The organism is Streptomyces sp. NPDC002853 (assembly GCF_053591915.1).
In genome coordinates this window covers 18,336-41,618 of sequence record NZ_JBSFUS010000006.1, presented here as the reverse complement: position 1 = coordinate 41,618, position 23,283 = coordinate 18,336, and the positions used below count along the sequence as shown (strand labels likewise).

General features: G+C 72.0%; 20 protein-coding genes. 8 read left to right on the top strand and 12 right to left on the bottom strand.

Annotated elements, in window-relative coordinates:
* Positions 1-151: 151 nt before the first annotated feature.
* From ACWD02_RS17430 to ACWD02_RS17415, 4 genes are all read left to right on the top strand, one after another.
* The gene (locus ACWD02_RS17430; protein ID WP_451210925.1) at positions 152-1,795 is read left to right on the top strand and encodes an FAD-dependent monooxygenase; all 1,644 of its coding nucleotides are present in this window, start codon (positions 152-154) and stop codon (positions 1,793-1,795) included.
* An 82-nt stretch (positions 1,796-1,877) separates the two neighbouring features.
* Positions 1,878-1,925: a hypothetical protein gene (locus tag ACWD02_RS17425; RefSeq protein ID WP_309506048.1), complete on the top strand. Its 48-nt coding sequence runs from the start codon at positions 1,878-1,880 to the stop codon at positions 1,923-1,925.
* A gap of 72 nt (positions 1,926-1,997) precedes the next feature.
* On the top strand, positions 1,998-2,561 hold the full coding sequence (locus tag ACWD02_RS17420; protein ID WP_451210922.1) for a cysteine dioxygenase: 564 nt from the start codon (positions 1,998-2,000) through the stop codon (positions 2,559-2,561).
* On the top strand, positions 2,558-2,977 hold the full coding sequence (locus ACWD02_RS17415) for a rhodanese-like domain-containing protein (protein WP_451210920.1): 420 nt from the start codon (positions 2,558-2,560) through the stop codon (positions 2,975-2,977). Before ACWD02_RS17420 ends, ACWD02_RS17415 begins: the two co-directional genes overlap by 4 nt.
* A gap of 93 nt (positions 2,978-3,070) precedes the next feature.
* Here ACWD02_RS17415 and ACWD02_RS17410 read toward each other — a convergent pair whose 3' ends face one another.
* From ACWD02_RS17410 to ACWD02_RS17385, 6 genes are all read right to left on the bottom strand, one after another.
* Positions 3,071-5,614 (bottom strand): FtsX-like permease family protein, encoded by a 2,544-nt coding sequence (locus tag ACWD02_RS17410; protein WP_451210918.1) that lies wholly within the window; start codon positions 5,612-5,614, stop codon positions 3,071-3,073.
* Positions 5,611-6,297 (bottom strand): ArsR/SmtB family transcription factor, encoded by a 687-nt coding sequence (locus tag ACWD02_RS17405; RefSeq protein WP_451210916.1) that lies wholly within the window; start codon positions 6,295-6,297, stop codon positions 5,611-5,613. The genes ACWD02_RS17410 and ACWD02_RS17405 overlap by 4 nt, the downstream gene beginning before the upstream one ends.
* Positions 6,298-6,537: 240 nt before the next feature.
* Complete coding sequence (gene recX / locus ACWD02_RS17400; RefSeq protein WP_451210914.1) at positions 6,538-7,287, bottom strand: recombination regulator RecX; 750 nt, start codon at positions 7,285-7,287, stop codon at positions 6,538-6,540.
* A 3-nt stretch (positions 7,288-7,290) separates the two neighbouring features.
* The gene (recA, locus tag ACWD02_RS17395) at positions 7,291-8,418 is read right to left on the bottom strand and encodes a recombinase RecA (protein ID WP_451210911.1); all 1,128 of its coding nucleotides are present in this window, start codon (positions 8,416-8,418) and stop codon (positions 7,291-7,293) included.
* Positions 8,419-8,709: 291 nt separating this feature from the next.
* Positions 8,710-10,038, bottom strand: coding sequence for an AI-2E family transporter (locus ACWD02_RS17390; protein ID WP_451210908.1), 1,329 nt, complete (start codon positions 10,036-10,038; stop codon positions 8,710-8,712).
* A 105-nt stretch (positions 10,039-10,143) separates the two neighbouring features.
* A complete protein-coding gene (locus tag ACWD02_RS17385) occupies positions 10,144-10,338 on the bottom strand; it encodes a DUF3046 domain-containing protein (RefSeq protein WP_451210905.1) in 195 nt (64 codons plus the stop codon).
* A gap of 79 nt (positions 10,339-10,417) precedes the next feature.
* Here ACWD02_RS17385 and ACWD02_RS17380 point away from each other — a divergent pair, with 79 nt between their 5' ends.
* Entirely contained in the window at positions 10,418-11,404 is a 987-nt protein-coding gene (locus ACWD02_RS17380) for a hypothetical protein (RefSeq protein ID WP_451210902.1), read from the top strand.
* Here ACWD02_RS17380 and ACWD02_RS17375 read toward each other — a convergent pair.
* The 4 genes from ACWD02_RS17375 to ACWD02_RS17360 are packed head-to-tail and all read right to left on the bottom strand — an operon-like array spanning position 11,375 to position 14,656.
* Entirely contained in the window at positions 11,375-12,574 is a 1,200-nt protein-coding gene (locus tag ACWD02_RS17375; RefSeq protein WP_451210900.1) for a PucR family transcriptional regulator, read from the bottom strand. The genes ACWD02_RS17380 and ACWD02_RS17375 overlap by 30 nt on opposite strands.
* A gap of 53 nt (positions 12,575-12,627) precedes the next feature.
* Positions 12,628-12,936, bottom strand: a complete 309-nt coding sequence (locus ACWD02_RS17370; RefSeq protein ID WP_451210897.1) for an AzlD domain-containing protein — start codon at positions 12,934-12,936, stop codon at positions 12,628-12,630.
* The gene (locus ACWD02_RS17365; protein ID WP_451210894.1) at positions 12,933-13,688 is read right to left on the bottom strand and encodes an AzlC family ABC transporter permease; all 756 of its coding nucleotides are present in this window, start codon (positions 13,686-13,688) and stop codon (positions 12,933-12,935) included. The genes ACWD02_RS17370 and ACWD02_RS17365 overlap by 4 nt, the downstream gene beginning before the upstream one ends.
* A gap of 20 nt (positions 13,689-13,708) precedes the next feature.
* A complete protein-coding gene (locus tag ACWD02_RS17360; RefSeq protein WP_451210891.1) occupies positions 13,709-14,656 on the bottom strand; it encodes an AraC family transcriptional regulator in 948 nt (315 codons plus the stop codon).
* A gap of 79 nt (positions 14,657-14,735) precedes the next feature.
* Here ACWD02_RS17360 and ACWD02_RS17355 point away from each other — a divergent pair, with 79 nt between their 5' ends.
* The 3 genes from ACWD02_RS17355 (at position 14,736) to ACWD02_RS17345 (ending at position 21,358) form a co-directional block, all read left to right on the top strand.
* Positions 14,736-19,430: an ATP-dependent helicase gene (locus tag ACWD02_RS17355; RefSeq protein ID WP_451210888.1), complete on the top strand. Its 4,695-nt coding sequence runs from the start codon at positions 14,736-14,738 to the stop codon at positions 19,428-19,430.
* 116 nt (positions 19,431-19,546) lie between these two features.
* On the top strand, positions 19,547-20,347 hold the full coding sequence (locus ACWD02_RS17350; protein ID WP_451210885.1) for an Fpg/Nei family DNA glycosylase: 801 nt from the start codon (positions 19,547-19,549) through the stop codon (positions 20,345-20,347).
* Between the two features lie 135 nt (positions 20,348-20,482).
* Positions 20,483-21,358: an SDR family NAD(P)-dependent oxidoreductase gene (locus ACWD02_RS17345; protein WP_451210882.1), complete on the top strand. Its 876-nt coding sequence runs from the start codon at positions 20,483-20,485 to the stop codon at positions 21,356-21,358.
* Positions 21,359-22,092: 734 nt separating this feature from the next.
* On the opposite strand, the gene ACWD02_RS17340 is transcribed toward ACWD02_RS17345, so the two are convergent.
* Positions 22,093-22,563 (bottom strand): Dps family protein, encoded by a 471-nt coding sequence (locus ACWD02_RS17340; protein ID WP_451210879.1) that lies wholly within the window; start codon positions 22,561-22,563, stop codon positions 22,093-22,095.
* Between the two features lie 265 nt (positions 22,564-22,828).
* Positions 22,829-23,203: a helix-turn-helix domain-containing protein gene (locus ACWD02_RS17335; protein ID WP_160507571.1), complete on the bottom strand. Its 375-nt coding sequence runs from the start codon at positions 23,201-23,203 to the stop codon at positions 22,829-22,831.
* Positions 23,204-23,283 lie beyond the last annotated feature (80 nt).

The following is a 23,283-nucleotide window of genomic DNA, read 5'->3' as shown; positions in this document are numbered from 1 at the left end:
TCGCCCAAGCGCCACAGCAGTCGGGCGGCAACTTGACGCGGGCACCAGCGGTGGGTTGCATACGTTCTGTGATCGTGCACCGGGCTCCAACTGCCAGTTCCTGTACGTACGTCCAGCGCTCCCGGGCCCTTGCGGCGGGAGGGTACGCACCGTGGACCCGGTGATCGTCGTCGGCGCGGGCCCCGTGGGGCTCACGCTTGCCCTGGCTCTCGCGCGTCACTCCGTACCCACCGTCGTACTCGACGAAGGGCCCGGCAAGGACGAGCAGCGGCCCGCGCGGACCGTCATCCTGCGGGATGACACCGCGGCCCTCATGGAGCGACTCACCGGTCACTCGTTCGGTGACCAGGAGTCGGGCGCGCGGTGGGACGGCTGGCGTTCCCTGCGGCGCAAGCAGCTGATGCGGGAGCTCACGTTCAGTGATGAGGTACCGGCCCCCCTCCATGTGCCCCAGCACGCACTGACCGGCGCCCTGCGCGCGGCCATCGCCGAGGAACACCTCGTCAAGATCGCGGTGGAGAGCAAGCTCGACTCCCTGGAACAGGACGCGGACGGGCTGACCGCCCACACCCGTGGCCCCAAGGACACCTGGTGGCGCGGCAGTTACCTGGTCGGCTGCGACGGGCCACGGTCCACCGTGCGCAAGCTCCTCGACGTCCGCTTCCCGGGGCGTACGGCCGTGGAGCGACACGCCGTGGCCGCGCTGCGCACGGAACTTCCCGGGCCCGGCCAGGCGTTGTTGCATCGGATGCCTCCGTGGCGCCACGGGGGCGCCGAGGTGACGGGCCGTCCGCTCGCCGGCGGGGTGTGGCGGCTCGACTGGCTGCTGCCGCCGCGCGGCGAGCTCGTGACGCCGGACGCGCTCGTGGTGCGTATCCGCGAGACCCTCGCGGGCTGGTGCGGCGGCTCCACCCCGCCGTACGAACTGCTCGACACCGGGGTGCACACCGTCCATCACCGGCTGGCCCGCCGGTGGCGGGTCGGCCGTGCCTTCCTCGCGGGCGACGCCGCGCATCTGCTCGGCGCGCTCGGTACGCAAGGGCTCGACGAAGGGCTGCGGGACGCGGACAACCTCGCCTGGAAGCTGGCCCTGGCCTGGCACCACGGCGCGCACGACGCCCTGCTCGACAGCTACCAGGCCGAGCGGCGGGCCGGTGTCGCCGCGCGCCTGCGCGCCGCCGATCAGTCGCTGCCGATACTGCGGGGCGGCAAGGGCCTGCGCTCCTACGTTCCCGGTTCCGCGCGCGGGCACGACACGCTGCTCACCGACGGTCACGTGGGACGTGGGCCCCTCGGCGCACCCGCGTCGTACGCGGACTCGCCGCTGGCACCTCCGCCCTCCGAGTCCGAGGTGCCCGTGGGGACGGAACCGGGGTCACCCGTGGCCGATGTGCCGGTGACGGCTCCCGACGGCTCCTTCGTGCGGTTGCGCGACCGGCTCGGCGCGAATCAACTGCTCGTCGTCCTTGTCGCGCCCGGCACGGTGGTGTGGGAGCGACGGCACTGGGTGACGGCCGGGATCATGCCCCGGCTCGCGGCCGCCGTCTCGGCGCTGCCGCACCCGGCGGAACTGCTGGTCGCGGAGAGTTATCCCGGAGCCCCCGCGCACTCGGTGCTGCTCATCCGCCCCGACGGCCATCTGGTCACGGCGCTCGGCGGGGTGCGCCCCGCCGAGCTGTACACGGCGGCCGAGACAGCCCTTGGCGGGGCGTCCCCGAAGCGGCGCGCGGACAGCGCGGACGCCACGGAGAAGGCGGGGAGCGGGGCCCCTGCGGGCCGCCCGACCACACAGTGAGAAGGAGTTGACCGGCACGCAGCGTCATGGTCTACTCCGAAACGTGACCGACACCGATGTGCGCCTGTGGCGGAGGGTCCATATGGACCTCGTCCGCTATGCGGGCTGCGTGTGTCGTCCGTCCTGCTGAATTCGCCGCCTTCTCCTCTGCGCGCCCTCTCCTTCTTGGCGCGCGCTTCCGCGAACCTCCAGGACGGTCCCCGTGTCTGCTTCTGCCTCTGCTCCTGTTTCCATCCCCCGCGCTTCCGCCACCCATGGCTCCACGGCGGGGTCCGCGCCCACAGCCGCCGAGCTCCTCGAGTTCGTACGCAGGAGCGCCGGCGACGCCGAGCTCATCGCCTCACTCCCGCTGGACCCTGAGGGGCGTACCTGGGTGCGTCTCGAAGGGCCCGGAGGCAGCGAGGCCTGGCTGATCGGCTGGCCGCCCGGCACCGGCACCGGGTGGCATGACCACGCGGAGTCGGTGGGCGCCTTCTACACCGCTGCCGGCACCCTCAAGGAGAACGCGCTCGCCGCCCGGTTGCCCACCGACGGCTGGAAGACCCTGGAGCTGTCCGAAGGGGTCGACCGTGAGCGGGAGTTGACGGCCGGCAAGGGCAGGGCCTTCGGTCAGAACCACGTGCACGAGGTGCTGAACGAGTCCAACGGCGAGCACGCCATCTCCGTGCACGCCTACTACCCGCCGCTGCCGCGCATCCGTCGCTACAGCCGCACGGGCGCGGTCCTGCGCCTGGAGTCCGTGGAACGCCCGGAGGACTGGCAGTGACCGAGCACCCCACCGGCGAACGTCCCACCGGCGAACGCCCCGTAGGTATCGATGAGTTGCTGGATCGCGTGCGTCTCGACCTCGAGCGGGTCACTCCGGAAGAGGCGCGTGACACCGCGGCCGCGGGAGGACTTCTGGTCGACATCCGGTACGCCGCCCTGCGGGAGCGGGACGGCCTGATCCCCGGTGCCCTCGTCGTCGAGCGCAACGAGCTGGAGTGGCGCCTGGACCCGCGGGGCAGCCACCGTGCCGCGGAGGCCACGGGCCACGACCTGCGGGTCGTCGTGATCTGCAACGAGGGTTATGCGTCGAGCCTCGCGGCCGTCTCCTTGCGGCAGCTGGGTCTGCGCCACGCGACCGACCTGATCGGCGGGTTCCAGGCGTGGAAGGCCGCCGGGCTTCCGGTCGCCGGCTGAGCACGCGCGCGTGGGCGCCCCTCACCAGGTCCGGTAAGGGGCGCCCTCCATTGCGTCTCGCCGCTTACTCGACGCTCCTTGCCGCTCCCCCGCCTACTCCTTGGCCGTCGCCACCGTGACGGGGCGGGGCCTGAGGGCGGCGCGGCCCGGGAGCGCGGTCGCGGTGAGGGCGAGCAGAGCCGCGACAGCCACCACGGATACGTACGCCAAGGGGGCGATCGAGGGCGCGGCGCTGCCGGTCATGCCGACGCTGAAGGCGGTCAGGACGGCGAGCGCGATACCGCTGCCGATGGCCGTGCCGATGAGCAGGACGGACAGCGCCTCGGTACGCAGCATGCGCAGCACCTGGCGGCGGCTCGCACCCGCCAGTCGCAGCATCGCGAACTCACGGATGCGCTCGGAGACCGACATGGCGAGGGTGTTGACGACGGCGATCGCGGTGAACGCCAGGATGAGGCCCATGGCCAGGTAGTTCACCTCGGCGTTCGCCTGCTGCCGCTCGGCCTGGAGGTTGTCGACGGCGGCCGGGGCGAGAACGCGCACGCCCGGGAACTTCGCGACGCCTGCCGCGAGTTGTTCCTGTGTACGGTCGCTCTTGATCAGGACGGTGGCGGCGAGCGGGTTGTCGACGTGGCGGGCGACCAGTTCGTGGGCCATGGTCAGATCCCCGAACCCGAGCCCGCGCGCGTACACGGCGCTGACCTCGAGCCTGGTCTTCGTGCCGTCGCCGAGCGTGAGCTTCAGGCTGCTGCCGGGCCGCAGGCCGAGTTGGTCGGCGGCCAGTTCGCTGACGGCGACGCTGCCCTTGCCGAAACCCCGCAGGGATCCGGCGGTCACGTCCGGGTCCCAGGTACGAGTGAGGCCGGCCGTGCTGACGCCCTGCGCCGGGTACTTGTCGAGCCCCACGCGCACGGTGGTGCGTACGACCTCGGTGGCGGCCTCGACGCCCTCGGTCGTACGCAGCTTCCGTGCGGCCTCGGCGGGGACACCCGGCCCTTGCGCCGCCAGGACCCAGTCGGCGCGGATACCCTCGCGGGCCTGTGCTCGGGCCGCGTCGCCGAGGGTGGGCTGGACGAACAGGACGGTGCAGGTCATGCCGGTGAGGAGGGCGAGCGGGGTGACGGCCGCCGCCATCCGGGCCGCGTTGCCGCGAAGGTTGGCGTGTGCGAGGCGGCCGCCGGGGCCGGAGAGCCGCAGCGGTCCGCGGAGCAGGGCAGCCGCCGCCCTGACCAGGAGCGGGCCGAGCAGGGCGACAGCGGCGGAGAGGACCACCACGGCCAGGAACGTCACGGGGGTCGACGCGGGCTCGGTGCGCAGCACGCTGAGCACGGCGACCAGCACGGCTCCCGCGGCGAGGACGAGGACGCCCGCGATGATGCGGCTCCACGGCGGCCGGGCACGCTCGACACGCGCTTCGGCGAGAGCCTCGGCAGGGCGGATACGGGCGATGCGGCGGGCTGAAAGGCGGACGGCGGCCCAGGCCCCGAGCAGCGTCGCGGCCACGGCGGCGAGGAGCGGGAAGACACTGACGGTCCGCTCCAGGGTGGCGGGGACGGCGCCCAGGTCCACGAACTTGGCGTGCAGCATGCCGCCGAGCGGGATTCCGGCGAGCGAGCCGGTGACACCCGCGGCCGCCCCGACGATCAGGGCCTCGCGGCCGAGAAGCCCCCGGATCTGCTTCGGGGTGGCGGCGATGGCGCGGAGCAGGGCGAGTTCGCGGTGGCGTTGCTGCACGGAGAGGGCAAAGGTGCCGACGACCACGAGGACAGCGACGAGGAGGGAGGTCCCGCCCATCGCACCGCCCATGCTGACCAGCTTGATGCGGGCGCCCGCCGCGTCGAGGAACTCCACGGGGCCACGGTCGTCGCCGGTGCTGACCTGCGACTTCGTACCGGCGAGGGCGGCTGCGACCCTCGCCTTGAGCTCTCCCGTTCCGGTGCCGTCGGCCGGCATGACGCCGAGAGTGGTGATCTTTCCGGGGTGCGCGGCGAGCCGCTCGGCCTCTGGGGAGGAGAAGAAGAGGGACGTCTGGTGGGCGAGGGCGCCTTCGGAGGGGGCGGCTACACCGGTGACGCGGTAGGAGCGCGGGGCTTGTGTCGACTGGACGGTGAGGCGGTCGCCGGTCGTGAGCCGGGCGCGTTCGGCAAGGCCGCTGTCGATGACGAGGTCCCCTTCGGCGCGCGGGGCCTTGCCCTCGACGAGACGGAAGGGGGTCAGTGCTGCCGACTCCCAGGCATGGCCGTACGCCGGCTTGTCGGTGAGGTCACCGGCCGCAGGGGTCAACGGCGTGGCGAGGAAGGTGAGTTCGGGGATGACTTTGCCGACTCCCCGCACGTCCTTGAGCGTGTTCGCGATGTCGTCCGACAGCCAGGCCCGCTCGGCGATCGGCTTGGCCTTGTGCTTGACCTTGGTCTTGCCCTTCTTGTGCTTGACGGTGGTCTGGTGAACGCTCTGGTCCGCGGAGACGATCACGGGTGCGGCGGCGTAGCGCTCGGTGTGGATGGTGCCGCGCAGGCCTGTCTCGAGGAGGGTGCCGCAGGCCGTGATGAGCGCGGCGGCGCACATCAGTGCCAGGAAGGCGCCGAGGAATCCGCCCTTGCGGTCTCGGACCGTCTGCAGTGCGTAGCGCAGCATCATGATGTCGCCTCGGGCTCTGAGGAGGAGGAAGAGGGGGCGGAGGAGTGGGCGGAACGGGGCGGCGCGGGCGCCGACGGCGCGTCGGTGGATGCGGGCGCCGGGAAGGCCAGGAGCCGTGTGAGTACGGTGCGGGCGTCGGCCGGGGTCTCGGCGTCGGTGCGCTTGTAGCGGTTGAGCAGGGCGATGTACTGCTCGAAGAACTCACGGAGTTCGGGAAGCGTCAGCCGGATCGTGCCGCGCGAGTACGGAAACGCGTCGGCCCACTCACCGAGTCCGGCGTCCTCGGTGTCACAGGCGTCTCGCTGCAACTGCTCGAAGAGCTCCAGGTCGGCGGCGTAGGAGAGGTGGTTCAGCTCGTCCATGACGAGTCGAGTCTCGGCGTTCTGCTTGCTGCGGGGCGGGAAGCGCCGGTCGCCGGGGATAGCGCGCCACCAGCGTTCGCGGCCGTGGCCCGTACCGGCGGTCTCCTCGACGAAGCCGTAGCGGGCGAGTTCGCGCAGGTGGTAGCTGGTGGCGCCGGTGTTGAGGCCGAGCGCCCTGGCGAGCGTCGCCGAAGTGGCCGGGCCGTGCACGGTGAGGTGCTGCAGCATCCGCACGCGCCGAGGCTGCGCGAGCGCCTTGAGGACGCGGAGGTCGCTCAGCTCCTCCGGGGCGTCGTCGGTCGTGCCGGGTTCCTTTGCCATGCGTACACAGTCGCCTGTGCACAGGTTCCTTTGCAGTGCGGTGGACCGGCGTCTTCGGCGGGGGGTTAACCCCACCTTGCAGATGCAGGAGGGGAATTGAAGTGGGCGTCCTGGAGGCGGCAGGGCGTCAGACGGCCCCTCGTGACGCCCCTCCGCGGAACGCGAAAGGGCCGGGCCACGGTTCACACCGCGCTGCCCGGCCCTGACCTGAGCCCCACCCCCGCGAGGGCCCTGGTCGTCTCAATCCCCGTCGTACCCCAAGTCCTCCGCGTCCTCGCCCTCTTCCTCGATGGCCTGCCGGACGATCCGGAGCGCCAAGCCTTCCGAATAGCCCTTGCGGGCGAGCATGCCCGCGAGGCGGCGCAGTCGCTTGTCGCGGTCGAGGCCCCGTGTGGCACGGAGCTTGCGGGCGACCAACTCGCGTGCGGTCGCCTCCTCCTGCTCCGAGTCGAGCTGTCCGACGGCTTCCTCGATCAGCGTGGCGTCCACGCCCTTCGTGCGCAGCTCCTGCGCGAGCGCCCGTCGGGCCAGGCCCCGGCCGTGGTGCCGGGACTCCACCCACGCGCCCGCGAAGGCGCCGTCGTTGATCAGGCCGACCTCTTCGAAGCGGGTCAGCACTTCCTCCGCCACGTCGTCCGGGATGTCCCGCTTGCGCAGCGCGTCCGCCAGCTGTTTGCGCGTGCGCGGAGTGCCGGTGAGCAGCCGCAGACAGATCGCCCGCGCCTTCTCACCCGGATCCGCTGCCGGCGGCTCCCCCTTCTCGGCCCTCGACGAGGAAGGGGGGCCGCTGTCCTGTGAACCGCCGCCTCGGCTTTCGCCGAAGCCGCCACGCCGTCGGCGACCTCGCCGGCCGCCGCCCCCGCGGAAGCCGGTGCCGTCACCCTCCTGGTCGGCGCCACCCTGATCCACACCGTCCGCGAGGCCTTGGCCCGCGGGGTCGGTGTGGTGCTCGGGAGTGATCTGGTCCGCCCAGTCCGTGCGCCGCGTCATGGATCAGCTCTTGGCCGCGGCGGCCTTGGGCTTGGTGGTCTTGGTCGCCGGCGCGGGCACCGTCTTGGCGGCGTCCTCGGTCACCGCACCCGTCGCGTCCTTGGCGGGCTCGGCGGCCGGCTCCTCGTCCTTCGGCTTCACGCCGACGCCCAGCTTCTCCTTGATCTTCCTCTCGATCTCGTTGGCGAGATCGGGGTTGTCCTTCAGGAAGTTACGGGCGTTCTCCTTGCCCTGGCCGAGCTGGTCGCCCTCGTACGTGTACCAGGCGCCGGCCTTGCGGACGAAGCCGTTCTCCACGCCCATGTCGATCAGACCGCCCTCGCGGCTGATGCCCTGGCCGTAGAGGATGTCGAACTCGGCCTGCTTGAAGGGCGGCGCGACCTTGTTCTTGACGACCTTGACGCGGGTGCGGTTGCCGACCGCGTCCGTGCCGTCCTTCAGGGTCTCGATCCGCCGGATGTCCAGACGCACGGAGGCGTAGAACTTCAGCGCGCGGCCACCGGTCGTGGTCTCCGGCGAGCCGAACATCACGCCGATCTTCTCGCGGAGCTGGTTGATGAAGATCGCGGTGGTCTTGGACTGGTTGAGCGCGCTGGTGATCTTCCGGAGCGCCTGGCTCATCAGGCGGGCCTGCAGACCCACGTGCGAGTCGCCCATCTCGCCCTCGATCTCGGCACGCGGCACCAGGGCCGCGACGGAGTCGATGACGATCAGGTCGAGCGCGCCGGAGCGGACCAGCATGTCGACGATCTCCAGCGCCTGCTCTCCGTTGTCCGGCTGGGACAGGATGAGGTTGTCGATGTCGACGCCCAGCTTCTTCGCGTACTCGGGGTCGAGTGCGTGCTCGGCGTCCACGAAGGCGACGGCGCCGCCCGCGCGCTGTGCGTTCGCCACGGCGTGCAGCGTCAGCGTCGTCTTACCGGAGGATTCCGGTCCGTACACCTCCACCACACGGCCGCGCGGGATGCCGCCGACGCCGAGCGCGACGTCGAGGGCGGTCGATCCGGTGGGGATGACCTCGATGGGGTCGTTCGGCCGCTCGCCCATGCGCATCACTGCGCCCTTGCCGAATTGCCGTTCAATCTGTGCGAGCGCGGCTTCGAGCGCCTTCTCGCGGTCGGTTCCTGCCATGGGTTCCACCCGATTTGCTTGTGTCGATCGCTTCACGTCAATGACGCTAGCGCCTGCCACTGACAATCCGCCCCGACGCCCGTCCGGCCTGTGGATAACTCGAGGCGATCGCCCCGCCGGAATCCGCCGGAGCCCAGGGATCCCCCCGCGAAAACCCCGGGAAAACGCCGCCAGGCAACCCATAAGAATGGATGTTCGATTTTGGTGTCAAGCGCACCACGCGGGCCCCACCGAGAGTACGGAAGGGCTCCGTCCGCCGGGCGGACCCCGGCACTCGGGCGATTCCCGGCGCTACCGACGCTCGCCCGGGCCCGGCTCCGGGCCGGACCCTGAAGCGGAATCAGGGCTCGCTCCCGAAGCCTCCTCGGCGGCGACCTCGGCCTCCGAGCTCGCCCCCGGATGGTTCGGCCCACGCAGCGCGCGCCTCATGCGCGTGAGGAGGGACGCTCCACCCTTGCGCCGGTGTCCATGGACGCGCGGGTCGTCCGTGACGTCGTACCGCTTCACGTACGCGCCCAGGAAGGCCTGCAGGGTCGCGATCGCCGGGATGGAGATCAGGGCGCCGACCGCACCCAGGAGTGCCGTGCCCGCGATGACCGACCCGAAGGCGACCGCCGGGTGGATGTCCACGCTCTTGGCGGTGAGCTTGGGCTGCAGGACGTAGTTCTCGAACTGCTGGTAGACCACGACGAAGATGAGCACCCACAGCGCGTACCAGGGATCGACCGTGAAGGCGATCAGCATCGGCAGCGCGCCCGCCAGATACGTGCCGATGGTCGGGATGAACTGCGAGACCAGGCCGACCCACACCGCGAGCACGGGTGCGTACGGCACGCCCAGGGCCTGCAGCAGTACGTAGTGCGCGACTCCGGAGATCAGCGCCATCAGACCGCGCGAATAGAGATAACCGCCGGTCTTGTCGACCGCGATCTCCCAGGCGCGGAGCACCTCGGCCTGGCGGGCGGGCGGCAGCACCGAACAGAGGGCGCGCCGCAGCCGCGGGCCGTCTGCCGCGAAGTAGAACGAGAACAGCAGGACCGTAAGGAGCTGGAAGAGGCCCCCGAGGACCTGCGCCGACACGTCCAGGACGCCGCTGGCGCTGTTCTGCACGTACTTCTGCAGCCAGTCCGAGTGGACCAGGCTGTCCTGGATCTCGACCCGGGAGAGCTCCGTGTGGAACGTCTGGTTGATCCAGCTGATGACATCGTCGAGGTACTCGGGGAAGTCTTCGACCATGTCCACGATCTGGCCCGCGAGCATCGACCCCATGAGCGTGATGAAGCCCGCGCTCGCGATCAGGACGCCGAGGAAGACCAGGAAGGTGGCGAAGCCCCTGCGCAGCCCGCGCGCGGCCATCCAGCTCACCGCGGGCTCCACCGCGAGCGCGAGGAAGAACGCGATCAGGATGTTGATCAGCAGCCCGGTCAGCTGGTGGAAGGCCCAACTGCCCAGCTGGAAACAGGCGATGAGCGCGAGGGCGAGCACCATGGCGCGCGGCAGCCAGCGCGGCATGCCGGTGGCCCGCCCGCTCTCGGCCCCGTTCGGGGGCTGTGCGGGCGGCGTCGTGCCGAGCGGAGCTACGTCCTGAGTGACCTGCGCGGTCTCGTCTGTCGATGCCACGGGGCCAGTCTCGCCCACGCCGACGACATTCGGCCGCCGCCCCCGCATCTTCGCGCTCCCCGGCACCCGCGACGGGACGCGGAAGAACGGGGAACTACCCCGGCGTCAGCGCTTTTCGGCCGGTACGTCCATGGCCGAGCACACGGCGCGCCATACGTCCTTGGCGTCCCAGCCCGCGTCCAGTGCCTGATGCACCGTGCGTCCGCCGAGCTCGGCCATCACGTGATCGCGGGCGAACGAGTCGGCGTACCCCTGTCCGAAGTGGTCCGCCATCCGCTCCCAGAAAATCGTCAACCGCATGCCCTCAGTATCGCTCCCTTGGGAGTGCAGCCGGACGCAGGGGGATCACCGAAGGCGCTTTCCGGCCTACGGTCTGTGCATGGCCGAAACCGGAGCATCCCCGCACGCCGCGTCCTCGCCGGTCGCACGCGCCGAGCACTTCGTCTGGCTCACCGCGCGCGTACTCGAGCAGCGGCGGTTCGCGTACCACTTCCTGAGCGGCACGGGCAGCGCCGGAGCCGGTCCGTCGGCCGACGCGGTCGAGACCGCGCTCGCCGCGTACGGCACTCAGGACGGCGGCTACGGGTACGCGCTCGAACCGGACCTGCGGGGCCCCGTCAGCCAGCCCCTGCACACCGGGCACGCGCTGCGCGTCCTGGACTCGATCGGGCGCTGCGGCGGGCAGCGGGTGGAGCGCGTGTGCCGCTACTTGACGTCGGTGTCGACGTCGGACGGTGCCCTGCCGGCGATCCATCCCAGCCAACGCGCCTACCCCTCGGCGTCGTTCATGCCCGTGGTGGACGATCCGCCGAGCGAACTCCTCACCACCGGCCCCGTAGTGGGCCTGTTGCACCGCAACGAGGTGTGGCACGCCTGGCTGTTCAGGGCCACCGACTTCTGCTGGGCCGCGGTGGAGTCCCTGGAGAAGTCCCATCCGTACGAGATCCAGGCGGCCGTCGCCTTCCTCGACGGGGCGCCCGACCGCCCGCGCGCACAGGCGGCAGCCGACCGGCTCGGCAGGGTCGCGCGCGAGCAGCGGCTCGTGGCGCTCGACCCCGAGCGGTTGGACGCGTACCCCGTGGCGCCCGGCTACGCACCGGGTGAGCACCACTTCGCGCACGACTACGCCAAGACCCCCGGGTCGCTCGCGCGCGCGTGGTTCACCGACGAGGAGATGGCGCGCTCCCTGGACCACCTCGAGCGGGAGCAGCAGGAGGACGGCGGCTGGCCGGTCCTCCCCCATGGCTCGACGCATGGGGGGACCCCCACGCGGCAGTGGGCGCCGGGCAGCGCTCTCGAAGCCCGCCCGATCGTCACCGTCGAGGCGCTGCGCACCCTACGGGCGTACGGTCGGGCCATCGGCTGACGGGGCCTCCTCGGCCTCCCTCAGCAGCAGCGCCGCGATGGCGAGCGCCGTGCCGCGCGGTGCCGACAGGTCGAGGCCGGTGCGCTCGCCGATCTTCGCGAGGCGGTTGTCGACGGTGTTGGGGTGCAGGCCGAGGGCGGCGGCGGTCGCCCTGCGCTCCTGCTGATGGCCCAGGTGGGTGCGCAGCGTCTCCAGGAGCTCGGGCCGGTCGGCCACCGGGTCGAGCAGTGCGGAGATGAGGTGGCTGCTCTCGTTGCGCCGGGAGAGGTGGTACTCGAGGAGCACGTCCTCCATGCGGTGCAGTCCGGGAGGCAGGCCGCACGCGCGCGTGACGCGCAGTATCTCGGTCGCGGTGCGCGCCGCGTCGGTCACCGCCTCAGGCCCGGCCGCGTCCACGGCGGCCACGCGGACGGGGAGGTCGCAGGCCTTGCTGAGCCGGCGCGGCAGGTCTTCGGGAGGCCGGCATTCCTGCGGCACGACGACCCGGCCGCCGTCGGCCTCCAGGAGGGCGAGTACCTCCACCCCGAAGGCGTGGTCCAGGGCGGTCTGCACACGTCGCAGGCGCCGCCGTACCGCTACGGGGCCGTCGGCCGGCGTCCCGTCGAAACCGACCGCCAGGACGAGCACGGGCCCCGCAAGGTTCAGTTGGTCGAGCAGCACGTGGCCGGGCGGCACCATGCCGTCGAGCAGACCGCGGACCAGGGACCTGCGCTGGGCGCGCTGCTCGGCCTCCAGCGCGGAACGCTCGTCCAGGTAGGTCTCTGCCACAGCCCCGACGATGGAGGGATGTGACTGCAGGAGGACGTCCACGAGCTCGACCAAGGCCGCCTCCTCGCCGGGGCGGGCCTCGTCGCGCAGCGCCTGCCACAGGACGTACACCCCCAGAGCGTGCGTACGCAGCAGGAGATGCAGGGGCATGCCCTCTTCCGCACGCTGGGCGGCGCGCTCGCGGAAGAGCCGGTGGCTGCCGGGCCGGTCGGTGACGCGCCGCAGGAAGAGGCGCACTCCGTGGCGCGCCGTCGCGGCTATCTCCAGGTCCTTCACGTCGTCGGGTAGCTCCGCATACCCGGGGAGCTCCTCGAACGACTCACGCGCCATCCTGCGGGCCAGTTCATTGACCCGGGGCTCGCAGCGCGCCGCGAGTGATTTCGCCTCGGGAGACAACGCCACGGGGTCTCCTCTCCGGGGGTGGGGCCGCGATTGTGACGCGTCACATTACGCGGTCAGCCCATGAGCGCCCGAGCCCCCGCGGTGACGACCACGGCAGCCCCGATGACGACCAGGAACGGCGCCCGCATCAGCAGCGCCACGGCCGCTGCCGCGAGCCCCAGGGCCTTGGCGTCGAGCTCGATGACCCGCCCGTCGGCGAAGGCCTGCTGGGCCGTGAGCGCGGCCAGGAGCGCCACGGGCAGCAGGGCGGCCATGCGCTTGACGAGCGGGCGCTCCAGGGCGCCCGCGGGCACCAGCAGACCCGCGAGCTTCACGAGGTAGCAGCCGACGAAGGTCACGCCGATCGCGATCCAGATGTTCAACGGTCTTCCTTCTGGGTGTCGTCGGGGCGATCGTCTTTCCTGGCCGGCTCGGAGGCAGGCGCGGAATTAGCCCTTCGGCCCTCTACGTAGAGCACCGCCGGCACGGCGAGCGCGGCCACCAGGACCGGCACCCCCGCGGGCAGCACGGGCAGCAGGCCGAGCCCGAGGACGACCGCGACCGCCGCCACCGCCCGCTCCGTGGTCGTGGTCAGCATCGGTGCGAGCAGTGCCAGGAAGACCGCCGGTCCCGCGGCGTCGAGCCCCCACGCGTCGGTGTCACCGATGGCCTCGGCACCGAGCGCCCCGAGGAGCGTGGTGAGGTTCCAGAGCACGTAGAGGCTCAGTCCGGTGACGGTGAAACCGATGCGGGCGGCGCGCCTGGTCGGCTGCGCGAGCGAGACGGCGGTGGTCTCGTCGATGACCCAGTGGGCGGCGAACGGGCGCACCGCGCGCGGGAGGGCGAGCAATTGCGAGAGCCGCAGCCCGTAGAACGCGTTGCGTACGCCGAGGAAGAAGGCGCCCGCCGCGGCGGTGAAGGGGTTTCCGCCGCCCGCGAGCGCCCCGACCAGCGCGAACTGCGAGGCTCCGGTGAAGACCAGCAGGCTGAGCACGCAGGTCTGCAGCACGGTGAGACCGCTGCCCGCCGAGGTCACCCCGAAGGCGAAGCCGGAGAGCCCGACGGCGACCCCGACTCCGAGGGCGTCGCGGACTACGGCGGAATCGGGTTTCTCCGGTGGTCGGTCGGCTGTCACGTCTGCTGAGAGGCCTGCGCCTATGTCTGCGGGTGTCGTCTGTTCTGCCACACGCCGGACGGTACGAGCAGGGACGATTCCCCGTCTTGTACGTTCTTGCGCTCGCTTACGTTCTTGCGCTCGCCTGCCTTCTTGCGTACGCCTGCCTTCTTGCGCTCGCGCTGGTACGCCCCGGGCGGTACCCCGACCGCGCGTGTGAAGTGCCGGTTCAGATGCGGCTGGTCGGTGAAGCCCACGGCGACGGCCGCTTCGGCCGGGGACGTTCCCGCGTCCAGGAGGCGCCGTGCGGCCCGCACACGCGCGTCGGTGAGCCACGCGTGCGGAGGCATCCCGTACACGTCGCGGAAGGCCCGCAGCAGAGCGAACGGGCCGACTCCGAGATCGGTGGCGAGCCGCTCCAGGCTCGGCGGGTCGGCCAGCCGCTCCTCCAGGACGGCACGCGCGCGTGCCGCGATCCTGGCTCCCGCCGTGCGCGCGGCACGCTGGGGGACGGCCCCGCCGTTGTGCCGCAGCAACCGGGTCACGGCCACCCTCAGCAGCGTGTCGGCGGCGAGCGCGTTGCCCTCCTCGGCGGCTCGCAGCACCCGGTGGACGAGGGTCACGGCGTACGGGTCCTCGAGCACCGGACGGATGAAGCCGGGTGTCCCTCGAATGGCGGTGGTCTCCGCGGCGATGGCGGCGACCAGGTCCGGCGACGGGTACACCGCCGCGTACCGCCATCCCTCGGGCGCACCGGCCCGGCCCGTGTGCGGCGTGTCGGGGTTGATGAGGGCCAGGGTCCCCGGGCCCGCGTGCTGATCGGCGCCGCCGTGGTGGAAGACGTCGACGCCCTCGGCGATCGCGGCGATCACGTAGTGCTCGTGGGTGTGTCGCACGAACGTCTTGTCGATGTAGTGGGCACGCAGCAGGTCGACCCCCGGCAGCTCCGCGTATCGCCAGTGCCGCGCCTGCTCCGCCGAACCTGCCATGCCCCCATTCTGCGACAGCCACGCAAACCCTTTTCCGCAGGTCGGCGCCGTTGTCAGTGGCTGGGTGCACGATGGGGTCATGGTCAGGTCCGCATCCAGTGCCCCCGGCGCCCTTGATGGGTTCTCCCCCGCGACCCGCAGCTGGTTCACGGGGGCCTTCTCCGCGCCCACGTCCGCCCAGGCCGGGGCGTGGAAAGCCATCGGCGAGGGATCGGACGTGCTGGTCGTCGCGCCCACCGGCTCGGGCAAGACCCTGGCCGCGTTCCTCGCCGCCCTGGACCAGCTGGCCTCGACACCGCCGCCCGCCGACCCGAAGAAGCGCTGCCGTGTGTTGTACGTGTCTCCGCTGAAGGCCCTCGCGGTCGACGTGGAGCGCAACCTGCGCAGCCCCCTGACCGGCATCCGCCAGGAGGCCGTGCGCCTCGGGCTCCCCGAGCCCGAGGTCCGGGTCGGCATCCGTTCGGGCGACACCCCGCCCGCCGAGCGCCGCTCCCTGGCCACGCGCCCGCCGGACATCCTGATCACCACCCCCGAGTCGCTCTTTTTGATGCTCACCTCCGCCGCGCGGGACGCGCTGGCGGGCATCGAGACGGTGATCCTGGACGAGGTGCACGCCGTCGCGGGCACCAAGCGCGGCGCCCATCTCGCCCTCTCCCTGGAGCGGCTGGACGAACTGCTGCCCCGGCCCGCCCGGCGCATCGGCCTGTCGGCGACCGTCCGTCCGGTGGACGAGGTGGCGCGCTATCTGTCGCCACAGCGCAGGGTGGAGATCGTCCAGCCGCCGTCCGGCAAGGAGTTCGACCTGTCCGTGGTCGTGCCGGTCGAGGACCTCGCGGAGCTGGGCGGTTCTCCGGTCGCCGACTCCGACCAGGGCGCGGAGCGGCCCTCCATCTGGCCGCACGTCGAGGAGCGCATCACCGACCTCGTCCAGGCGCACCGCTCGACCATCGTCTTCGCCAACTCCCGCCGCCTCGCGGAGCGCCTGTGCAATCGGCTGAACGAAATCGCGTACGAACGCGCGACGGGAGAGCCCCTCCCCGAAGACCACTCCCCCGCCGAGCTGATGGCCGAATCGGGCGCGGCCAAGGGCGCCCCTCCGGTCCTCGCCCGCGCCCACCACGGCTCGGTCTCCAAGGAGCAGCGCGCACTCGTCGAGGAGGACCTGAAGGCCGGCCGGCTGCCGGCCGTCGTCGCCACGTCCAGCCTGGAGCTCGGCATCGACATGGGAGCGGTCGACCTGGTGGTCCAGGTCGAGTCACCGCCCTCCGTGGCCTCAGGACTCCAGCGCGTCGGCCGGGCGGGACATCAGGTGGGAGCGGTCTCCACCGGCGTCGTCTTCCCCAAGTACCGAGGGGACCTGGTGCAGGCCGCCGTGGTCACCGAGCGGATGCGGACCGGCTCCATCGAGTCGCTGCGCATCCCGGCCAACCCCTTGGACGTCCTCGCCCAGCAGCTCGTCGCGACGGTCTCCCTCGACACCTGGCAGGTCGACGACCTCCTGGCCCTGATTCGCCGCGCCGCCTCCTTCTCCTCGCTCCCGGAGTCGGCGTTCACGGCCGTCCTGGACATGCTCGCGGGCCGCTATCCGTCGGACGCCTTCGCGGAGTTGCGTCCCCGCGTCGTCTGGGACCGCGTCGCCGGGACCGTCACCGGCCGCCCCGGGGCGCAGCGCCTCGCGGTCACCTCCGGGGGCACGATCCCCGACCGCGGCCTCTTCGGGGTCTTCCTGGCCGGCGCCGACCCCAAGAAGGGCGGCGGCCGCGTCGGAGAGCTCGACGAGGAGATGGTCTACGAGTCCCGGGTCGGCGACGTCTTCACGCTCGGCACGAGTTCCTGGCGCATCGAGGACATCACCCGTGACCGCGTACTCGTCTCCCCCGCTCCCGGCGTCCCGGGCCGTCTCCCCTTCTGGAAGGGCGACCAGCTGGGCCGCCCGCTCGAACTGGGCCGTGCGCTGGGCGCCTTCCTCCGGGAGGTCGGCTCCCTGACACGCGACGACGCGCGCGTGCGCCTGCAGGCAGCGGGCCTCGACGACTGGGCGGCCGAGAACGTCCTGACGTACCTCGCCGAGCAGCGCGAGGCCTGCGGCCACATCCCGGACGACCGCACGATCGTGGTGGAGCGGTTCCGCGACGAGCTGGGCGACTGGCGGGTGGTGGTGCACTCCCCGTTCGGCGCTCAGGTGCACGCGCCCTGGGCCCTGGCCCTCGCCTCCCGGCTCAGCGAGCGGTACGGGATGGACGCCCAGGTCATGCACGCCGACGACGGCATCGTGCTCCGCCTGCCGGACGCCGACCTGATGAGCCTGGACCTGCTCGACCAAGAGCCCACCGACCAGCCCCTGGGGTATGACAGCGAGCAACCCCCCGTAGGAGCCGGGGACGTCGCCTTCGACAAGGGCGAGGTCAATCAGATCGTCACCGACCAGGTGGGCGGCTCGGCCCTGTTCGCCTCGCGCTTCCGCGAGTGCGCCGCCCGCGCGCTGCTGCTGCCGCGCCGCAGCCCCGGAAAGCGCACGCCTCTGTGGCAGCAGCGCCAGCGCGCGGCGCAACTGCTCCAGGTGGCCAGCGAGTTCGGCTCGTTCCCCATCGTCCTCGAAGCGGTCAGGGAGTGCCTCCAGGACGTCTTCGACGTCCCCGGTCTCACGGAACTGATGGGCGACATCGAGTCCCGCAAGGTCCGGCTCGTCGAGGTCACCACTCCCGAACCGTCCCCCTTCGCCCGCTCACTCCTCTTCGGCTACGTGGCGCAGTTCCTGTACGAGGGCGACTCGCCGCTCGCCGAGCGGCGCGCGGCGGCCCTCTCCCTGGACTCCCGGCTCCTCTCGGAGCTTCTCGGCCAGGCCGAGCTGCGCGAGCTGCTCGACGCGGACGTCCTCGCGGAGCTGGAGCAGGAGCTCCAGTGGCGCACGGAGGACCGCCGCGTCAAGGATGCCGAGGGCGTCGCCGACCTGCTGCGACTCCTCGGGCCGCTCACCGGCGCCGAGCTCGCGGAGCGCGGCGCCGAGCCGGAGTGGGCTCAGGAACTGGCCTCCGCCCGCCGCGCGATCAGCGTCCGCATCGCCGGAGCCGACCACTGGGCGGCGATCGAGGATGCTGGCCGGTTGCGCGACGCGCTGGGCACCGCGCTGCCGGTCGGTGTCCCGGAGGCGTTCACCGAACCGGTCAAGGACCCCCTCGGTGATCTCGTCGCGCGGTATGCGCGCACGCACGGCCCGTTCACCTCGGCGACGGCGGCGGCCCGCTTCGGTCTCGGCGTCGCCGTGACCGAGGGCGCGCTGCAGCGCCTTGCCGCCAACCAACGTGTCGTACAAGGAGAGTTCCACCCGGCGGGCATCGGACAGGAGTGGTGCGACGCGGCTGTCCTGCGCCGCCTGCGACGCCGCTCCCTCGCGGCCCTCCGGCACGAGCTGGAGCCGGTGCCGCCCGCCGCGCTCGCCCAGTTCCTGCCCCAGTGGCAGCACTTGAGCGGTCACGGGCTGCGGGGCGTGGACGGGCTGGTGCGCGCCATCGAGCAGTTGCAGGGTGCGACCGTGCCCGCGTCGGCGCTCGAGAAGCTCGTCCTGCCCTCCCGCGTCTCCGGGTACGCACCGGCGATGCTCGACGAACTCACCGCCGCCGGAGAGGTGGTGTGGGCCGGGGCCGGCTCCCTTCCCGGCAAGGACGGCTGGGTCTCCCTGTACCTGGCCGACGCCGCGCCCCTGCTCCTGCCACCGGCCCATCCGCTGGAGCTCACCGCGCTGCACCAGTCGGTCCTCGACACACTCTCCGGGGGGTACGGCCTCTTCTTCCGGCAGATCGCCGACCAGATCCGGGCCACGACCCACCCCGAGGCATCCGAGCTCCAACTGGCCGACGTGATCTGGGACCTGGCCTGGTCCGGACGGCTCACGAACGACACGCTCACCCCGATGCGCTCGCTCCTCGGCTCGGGCCGCACCGCGGGCTCCACCGCGCACCGCGCCAAGCGCACCATGCCGCGCGGACGCTACGGCTCGCTGACGGGCGCCGCCCGCCCCACCTCGTCGCGTACGGGCCCGCCGACCGTGGCGGGCCGCTGGTCACTGCTCCCCGCCCACGAACCCGACCCCACCCTGCGAGCCCACGCCCTGGCCCGCACCCTCCTGGACCGGCACGGCGTGGTCACCCGTGGGGCAGTCGCGGCCGAGGGGGTGGAGGGCGGCTTCTCGGCGACGTACCGCGTCCTGTCCGCCTTCGAGGACAGCGGCCAGGCGCGGCGCGGCTATGTGGTCGAGGGGCTCGGCGCCGCCCAGTTCGCCATGGACGGCGCGGTGGACCGGCTGCGCGCGGCGGCGAACGCCCGTGACCGCACGGACAGTTCACCCGGCGCCATGAACTACTCCCCGCGCCCCTCGGACTCCCAGGCCCTCGTCCTGGCGGCCGCCGACCCCGCCAACGCCTATGGAGCCGCGCTGCCCTGGCCCGATCCGCCCACCGACGCGGGGCACAAGCCGGGCCGCAAGGCGGGCTCCCTGGTCGTGCTCGTCGACGGCGAACTGACCCTCTACATGGAGCGCGGCGGCAAGACCCTGCTGGCGTGGCCCGCGACCCCGCAGGACGACACCCCGGCCACCGAGGACGTCCGGCTGCACGCGGCGGCCGAGGCTCTCGCCACCGCGGCCCGCGCGGGCTCACTGGGCACCGTCACGGTCGAGCGCATCAACGGCGCTTCCTCCCTGACCTCCCCCTTCGCCCCCCTCCTGGAAGGAGCAGGCTTCCACGCCACCCCACGGGGCCTACGCCTGCGCGCGTAGCGCCACCGCAGCAACACAGCCATGTACTGCGGGCGAGACCCACCGCATCAACAGCCACCCCCCGCCCGGCCCTCACCACAGCCCCGCCTCACCCCCGACATGCAACCCTGGACCTCATGCCCGAAGGCGACACCGTTTACCAGGCAGCCCGGCGACTGCATACCGCCCTCGCCGGGCACACCGTCACGCGCTCCGACCTCCGCGTCCCGAAGCTCGCGACCGTCGACCTGACCGGGCGCACCGTCCTGGACGTCACCCCGCGCGGCAAGCACCTCCTCACCCGCTTCGAGGGCGGGCTCACCCTGCACTCCCACCTCCGCATGGACGGCTCCTGGAAGGTGTACGCCCCCGGTGAGCGCTGGAGAGGCGGCCCCGGCCACCAGATCAGGGCGATCCTGGGCAACGCCGAGCGCACGGCCGTCGGATACCGCCTCCCCGTGCTCGAACTCCTCCGCACCGCCGAAGAGGACAAAGCCGTGGGCCACCTCGGTCCCGACCTCCTGGGCCCCGACTGGGACCCCGAGAAGGCCCTCGCCAACCTCCTCGCGACGCCCGAGCGCGCCCTCGGCGAAGCCCTGCTCGACCAGCGCAATCTCGCGGGCATCGGCAACGTCTACAAGAGCGAGATGGGTTTCCTCCTTGGCGTCACGCCCTGGCTCCCGGTAGGTGAGCTCCCCGCCGAGACGATCTCCCGCGTCCCCGCCCTCGCCAAAAAGCTCCTGGAAGCCAACCGCAACCGCCCGTCGCGCACCACCACGGGCCATGACCGCGCGGGCCAGCGCCTTTACGTCTACGGCCGCGCCCCCCGCCCCTGCCTGCGCTGCGGCACCCCCATCCGCCAGGGAGAGCAGGGCGACGGCTCCCGCAGCCGCCCCACGTACTGGTGCCCGTCCTGCCAACAAGGCCCAACGCCCTAACCTTCGCCCAACCACCCCCACCGCCCCTCACCCCTCGCCCCTCGCCCCTCGCCCCTCGCTGCCACCACCAGCCCCCACCAACCCAACCCCACCCACCAGTTGACGCCCCGTCAGATTCCGCCGTACCGTCCCGTCATGCCCCTCACGGCGTACGACCTCAGCGGGCGCACCGCATTCGTCACCGGCGCGGCAAGCGGCATCGGCCGCGCCTCGGCCGTACTCCTCGCGGAAGCAGGCGCCCTCGTCCACTGCGCCGACCGCGACACCCAGGGGCTTCACGAGACGGCCACGCTCATCAAGGCCGCGGGCGGCACCGCGCACATCCACTCCCTGGACGTCTCGGACAGGGCCCAGGTCGACCAGGCCGTCGCGGCCGCCGCCTCGTCCACCGGACGCCTGGACGTGATGGCCGCCATCGCCGGGATCATGCACAGCAGCCCGGTCCTGGAGACCCGGGACGAGGACCTCGACCGAGTCCTGAACATCAACTTCAAGGGCGTTCTGTACGCCTGCCAGGCCGCGGCCCGCACGATGATCGCCGCGAACACGGCACGTATGGCGAATACGACGGACAGCCCCGACCACCCCCACAACCCCGGCAGCCCCGACCGTCCCCACAGCTCCAACAGCCCCGGCAGCCCCCACAACCCCGGCAGCATCATCACCATGGCCTCGGGTGCCGTCGACACCGGCGGCCCGGGCCTCCTCTGCTACGGCGCGGCGAAAGCCGCCGTCGTCCAGCTCACGAAGACCCTCGCCACCGAGGTGGGCAAGCACGGCATCCGTGTCAACGCGGTGGCCCCCGGCTGGATCCGCACCCCCATGACCGACCGCCACGACGCCGACGCCCAGGCGCACACCGAGGGGCTCATGATCCGCATGTCCCCCTTGGGCCGCGTAGGCGAGCCGGAGGACATCGCACATGCCGTCCTGCACCTGGCGTCCGACGCGTCCACCTTCACTACGGGCCAGATCCTCCGCCCGAATGGTGGCGTCGCCATGCCTTGGTGACGGCGTCACCGGCGGTCCGGGCGACGCCCCCGGCCGTACGCTTCCCGAACCACCCCGCCACACCACCACCCGCCCCCCTGCCGGGCTCCCTGGCCGGGGAGGCTTGCGAGGCGGCCCGAGCAGCCCTGGCGGCCTCCCGAGCAGCGGCCCGCGAGGCCCCCACAGCCCGGGACTGCGGCACACAGTGCACCGGCAGCAGACTCAGCCCCCACCCACCGGCGGCGACGGCCCCCTCCAGGACGCCCGCCTCAGGGACGAGGGCCAGCCGCAGCACGCCCCACCACCAGAGCGCACCGAGCACAAGAGCCGGCGCCCACCGCACGACTCTCCATGCCAAGGCCACCACCTCCACACGAGGCCCGGCGCGCCGATCCCGGCCCGCCACCCAACACCCGACGCCCCACCCAAGACCCGACGTCCGGCACCCAGCACCCGACGTCCGCCACTCAAGACCCGCTGTCCGGCACCCGGCACCCGAACCTGGCGCCCGACGCTAGACGCCCACCCCACCCGACGGGAGGGCGCACCACAGGGCACACGGGGCACGAGCCACAGGGCACACGGGGCACGAGCGAGCCACCGCCCAGCCCTACCGGATGCCGGTCTCAGCAATCAGCCGCAAAGCCATCCCCCGCATCCCTCCGCGCAGCGCCTCTCCACCCCGCGCTCCCTCCGCCCAGCCGCCCCGCCCGCAGCCCGGCACATCGCCTCATCCCGTCGCTCTACACACGCGATCAACCGTTCTCCGCCTGGAACATCCAGTGATGCTTCTCCAGGTCGGCCGTGATCCCGATGAAGATGTCCTGACTCACCGGGTCCGCCTCGCCGGTCGACTCCACGCGCTCCCGCATCCGCGTGATCACCGCACCGAGCGCGTCCACCAGCGTTCCCACCGCGTCCGCGTCCTTGACCCAGCCGGCGGCCACGTCACCGATGCCGCTGCTCCGCGCCACGGTCGACGCGCGACCGTCGGGCGAGACACCGAGCGTGGAAGCCCGCTCCGCCACCGTGTCGGAGTGCGTCCGCGCCGTGTCCACGACCTCGTCGAGCTGTAGATGGACGGAGCGGAAGCGCGTGCCCACCACGTTCCAGTGGATCTGCTTGGCCACCAGGGAGAGATCGACGAGGTCCACGAGCGCCCCTTGCAGGGCCTCCGAAACCGTCTTCAGGTCCGCCTCGGACAGAGGGCTCTTCACGACGTACATCCAGCCTCCAAAGATCATGGGAACGCGTAAGCGAAAACCCCCACCAACCATGGCACAAATGCACCAATATGGACATCGCACAGGGTGCACGCACCGTCACCCCGAACTCCCACCCCATCCCAACCGAGCCCCGGCCCAGCCCCAGCCCCAGCCCCAGCCCCAGCCCCAGCCCCAAACGCACAAAAGCCCCAACCGGTAACCCGGCCAGGGCTTCGTACACAAAATGAGCGCTCAAACAGCGGGCGCAGTCGCAGTCAACGCGTCATCACGCGGCGACGACATCCACCGCCTCCGCAGGCGCCTTGATCGTCACCCGTTCCGGCGGCACACCGCTCACCGAGACGGAATTGAGCATCGGGCGAACCGGTGCGCGCACCGGTTCCGTAGCCGCTGCCGACGCAGCCAGTTCGGCGAGGGAGAGCTCGTCGCTCACCTCGCGCATGAGCTCGGACATCCGTACGTCAAGCGCGTCGCAGATCGCGGAAAGCAGCTCGGAGGATGCCTCCTTCTGCCCCCGCTCCACCTCGGAAAGATAGCCGAGCGAGACTCGGGCGGACGAGGAGACTTCGCGCAGAGTACGGCCCTGGCGCTGGCGCTGCCGACGCAGCACGTCACCCAGCAGGCGACGGAGCAGAATCATCGGTGGCTCCCTCCTCGGACCGCGTAGCCGCATCCTTCACGCCCCACCGTACCGCCTCGCGCGGCGGCCGTGCGGGGAGC